Source organism: Acidovorax sp. ST3, assembly GCF_003231145.1.
Lineage (GTDB): Bacteria > Pseudomonadota > Gammaproteobacteria > Burkholderiales > Burkholderiaceae_C > Acidovorax.
This window is the reverse complement of the sequence record NZ_QKVP01000082.1, coordinates 1-597: the sequence shown is the minus strand read 5'-3', so window position 1 is coordinate 597 and position 597 is coordinate 1. Positions and strand designations below refer to the sequence as shown.

1 protein-coding gene is annotated in these 597 nt (G+C 65.0%); it reads left to right on the top strand.

Translation table 11 applies throughout. The features are described from left to right. On the top strand, nucleotides 1-597 hold a 597-nt coding region (locus DNK89_RS23665; RefSeq protein WP_153064342.1), incomplete at both ends, for a PAS domain S-box protein.

The window sequence follows — 597 nt, the reverse complement described above, 5'->3', positions numbered from 1 at the left end:
CGCCGAAGTGATCGGCCAGAACATCAAGAGGCTGCTGCCCGTCGCGCTGCGCTCCGGACACGACCAGTTCCTGCAGAACTATCTCGACACCGGCATCCGCAAAACCATCGGGCGCCCCCGCGAAGTGCCGGGATGCCGCAAGGACGGCTCGACCTTCCCGATGCATCTGGCGGTCGGCGAGACGATCGTCGGCGGCGAACCGATCTATGTCGGCGTGATCCACGACCTGACCGAGCGCAACCGCACCGAGAACGAACTGCGCCAGGCGCAGAAAATGGAGGCGGTCGGCCAGCTGACCGGCGGCATTGCCCACGACTTCAACAACATCCTGATGGTCATCCTGGCCAACGTCGACACCATCATCGACGACGAAGCCGTACCGAAGAGTGCCCTCGACCGCGTTCATCAGATCGACCGGGCCGCGCAACGCGCCGCGGAGCTGACCCGTCAGCTCCTCGCTTTCTCGCGCAAGCAACCTCTGAGGCCGTTGCTCACCGACCTCAACGACATCGTGACGTCGACGGTGCGCCTGATCCGCCGCACGTTCGCCGAGGATATCACTGTCGAGACGGCCCTCGCCCGCGACCTCTGGACGAC